Here is a 2,930-nt window from a genome sequence, read left to right on the forward strand (position 1 = left end):
AGGCCGCAACCGTTGGTGAACGCGATCAGCCTCGGCATCACCTGGGATGGAGAGCCCGGCTACTACTACGCCGCGTTCCTCGCGCCCAGCGACCGTTCGCAGGAGTAGACCCAGGCTCGATTGCTACGACTGCGGTGAACCCAGCAGCCGCAGGACCGCGATGACATCCTCGAGGTCAGCTCCAGCGGATGCCGATTCTTCCGCGAGCGCACGGATGCGGCGCATGACCGACTCGGAAAGCACGGCAGCGGACGGCGCCACCCGCGTGCCGGCCGCCGTCCGGGTGATCACAAGACCGTCTTGCTCGAGCATCTTGTAGGCCTTCGCCGCTGTCCCCGCGGACACACCGAGATCGGTGGCGGTCTGACGAACCGACGGCAGCCGCTCATTCGCCGCGAAGTGCCCTGCAACGATCAACCCCCGAAAGCTGCGATAGATGTCGATCGCCGATGACGTGTCCCGCTCTGCGACCGGTGGCTGCACCGCCGTCATGACGAGACCACCGAACGCTGCGGATTCGTCCTGGCTGCATACTGTGCAGCGACGGTGACGGAAGGCAGAATCCGGTTCAGTGCGACGTTGATCAGAAGCACGAAGGCCACGACTTCGAGCACTGGCGCAGCCACCGCGAGACCGGCTGCGAGGTCAGCGTGACGCCATGTCACCTCGTAGGGCCCGCCGGCATCGCCGCCGATCACGAGCTCTCGCACGGCTCCGACCTCGGCGATCATGCGCCAGGCCCCTGCCAGGGCGAACAGCATCGCAGCGACCACGAGCGTGTGGATGCCGGAAGCCGTCTGCCGCCGCAGCTGACGTTCGGCGTCGACGGTATCGGGGCGCAGGAAGGGTCGTGCCGCGCTGCGGTCGAGCGCGACCCACGCGAGCCCGAGAGCAGCGGTCAAGGCCACAAGCACGGGCACACCGAAGGTCCAGCCGTAGTAGTTCATCCGGATCGGGTCGATGCCGGGCTCGTTGACGATCGGCAGCGCCAGCCATCGCCAATTGCCGTCAGAGTCCATCTCCGACGTCAGGCCTCCAAAGACGGTCGTCGCGACCAGGAGCACCGCGACAACCACCGTGGCAGTCATCGCCGTGCGGCTGCTGAAGCTGGCCCAGTGTCTCCGCACCGGCGAGAGCGCGGGGATCTCCGGGGGGCGCGTTCCCCGCGTCACGATCAGTCCGAAAACGATCGCGAGTCCGAGGGTTGCGGCAGCGAGGCCAGGCGTGAAACGCCACCAGCGAATCGCCTGGCCGACAACCGCGTAGTCGATGATCGCGGTGGATGCCGCGAGCACAAGGATCATCACAGCGCCCCAGGCAGCGATCATCCGACCCTCGGGTGCGTACTGGGCGAGCACCGCCGCCGGCGGAGCTTCAACGGTTGCCGTCCGACGGACGCGCGAGCGGGTGAACGCGATCACAACCGGTGCGATGATGACCGCAAGCGCCAGGGAGAACAGTGGCGTCGACCACAACAGTCCCGCCACGTCGATCGATCCAATGCCGTTGCCGAGTCTCATTTCTACCTCCACCGCTTTGTACTACGTTTCTAACACAAGTTGTTCCACGCACCTAGTACAAAATTGAAGAAGATCATCGTTATCCCCGGCCCCCTCCACGCCTCGCCGGCCGCAACAGCGAGACACTGGGAGCGTGGACAAGACGCCTGTCTACTTCTACTCGTCGACCTCGAACCTCACCGGGCGCTTCGCGCAGCACCTGGCCGAGGCGACCGGCCGGGCGGTGCACAATCTCGCCGACGCGAGCGTCCGTCGCACCGAAGCATCCGGCCCCTGGGTGCTACTAACCCCGTCGTACAAGGCGGGGAACGCCGACGAGGTGACCCTGCCCGCAGGCGTCCGCAGTTTCCTTCGCTCCCCCGCGAACCGGCGCCGGATGGTCGGGATCATCGGCTCGGGCAACCGCAACTTCGGCGTCTACTACCAGGCCGCGGCCCGCGAACTCGCGACTCAGTCGGGCAGACCCGTGCTGTTCGAGTTCGAACTGGCGGGCACCCCCGAAGACGTCACCCACTGCGCGGAGATCCTCGACGACCTGGATGCCGCACTCGCTGCATCCCATCCGGAATCGTGATCCGGAGCCACCGGTCCGCGGCGATGGCATCCTGAAAGAGTGACCCGCCGACCCGGACTTCGCGCGCGCTTGCTCGTGCCGCTGTCGGGGGATCCGAACGGGATGCCACCCTGGGTGCAGCGGCTCGAACGCGGCGATGATGCGGGGCTGTTTGTCGAAGACGGCGCAGCGTGGACGGTGCACGCGGGCATGCCGACTCTCGTTGCCGGCATCCGCGCCCTGCTGATGCAGGCTCTGCATCCGGGTGCGATGGCGGGGGTGCACGACTGGTCGCGCTACCGCGAGGACCCCCTCGGGCGCCTCGCGGGAACCGTGCGCTGGGTGATCTGCGTCACGTTCGGCTCGGAAGAGCAGGTGGATGCCGAACTCGGCCGCGTCGCCCGGTTCCACGGCGAGGTGGCAGGCGAGTATCGCGACAGCACCGGCGCGACTCGGGCATACTCGGCAGCCGACGCCGACCTCGTCGAGTGGGTCCATCTCGCTTTCACAGATGCCTTCCTCACCTGCCACGAAACCTGGGGCGGTCCGATTCCCGGCGGGCCTGACGCATACGTCAGCGACTGGGCTACTGCGGGCCGACTCATGGGCGTGACGGATCCGCCCGAGACCGCCGCGGAACTGCGCGCCCGCATGCACGGGTACCTCGACCGCGGCATCCTGCGCGGCGACGATCCCGGCCTGTTTGCCGAAGACGGCGCAGCGTGGACGGTGCACGCTGGTATGCCAACTCTCGTTGCCGGCATCCGTGCCCTGCTGATGCAGGCTCTGCATCCGGGTGCGATGGCGGGGGTGCACGACTGGTCGCGCTACCGCGAGGACCCCCTCGGGCGCCTCGC

General features: G+C 67.4%; 4 protein-coding genes. 2 read left to right on the plus strand and 2 right to left on the minus strand.

The features are described 5' to 3' along the window. Positions 1–123: 123 nt before the first annotated feature. Positions 124–492: a GntR family transcriptional regulator gene (locus Q1V87_RS11665; RefSeq protein WP_300592930.1), complete on the minus strand. Its 369-nt coding sequence runs from the start codon at positions 490–492 to the stop codon at positions 124–126. Continuing rightward, positions 489–1,520, minus strand: a complete 1,032-nt coding sequence (locus Q1V87_RS11670; protein WP_300592933.1) for a hypothetical protein — start codon at positions 1,518–1,520, stop codon at positions 489–491. Before Q1V87_RS11670 ends, Q1V87_RS11665 begins: the two co-directional genes overlap by 4 nt. 133 nt (positions 1,521–1,653) lie before the next feature. Between Q1V87_RS11670 and Q1V87_RS11675 the strand changes: the two genes are divergently transcribed. Both Q1V87_RS11675 and Q1V87_RS11680 read left to right on the plus strand, forming a co-directional pair. Then, positions 1,654–2,094: a class Ib ribonucleoside-diphosphate reductase assembly flavoprotein NrdI gene (locus Q1V87_RS11675; protein WP_300592936.1), complete on the plus strand. Its 441-nt coding sequence runs from the start codon at positions 1,654–1,656 to the stop codon at positions 2,092–2,094. A 102-nt stretch (positions 2,095–2,196) separates the two neighbouring features. Continuing rightward, positions 2,197–2,930, plus strand: a 734-nt coding sequence (locus Q1V87_RS11680) for an oxygenase MpaB family protein (protein WP_300592940.1), incomplete at its 3' end; no start/stop codon positions are given.

Origin of the sequence: Microbacterium sp., assembly GCF_030149085.1 — a bacterium.
In the GTDB taxonomy this organism is placed as follows: domain Bacteria; phylum Actinomycetota; class Actinomycetes; order Actinomycetales; family Microbacteriaceae; genus Microbacterium.

Bases quoted from the DNA above. Each gene is read 5' to 3' on its own strand.
- Q1V87_RS11665 (WP_300592930.1), bottom strand. From the start codon at position 492: ATGACGGCGGTGCAGCCACCGGTCGCAGAGCGGGACACGTCATCGGCG.
- Q1V87_RS11670 (WP_300592933.1), bottom strand. From the start codon at position 1,520: ATGAGACTCGGCAACGGCATTGGATCGATCGACGTGGCGGGACTGTTG.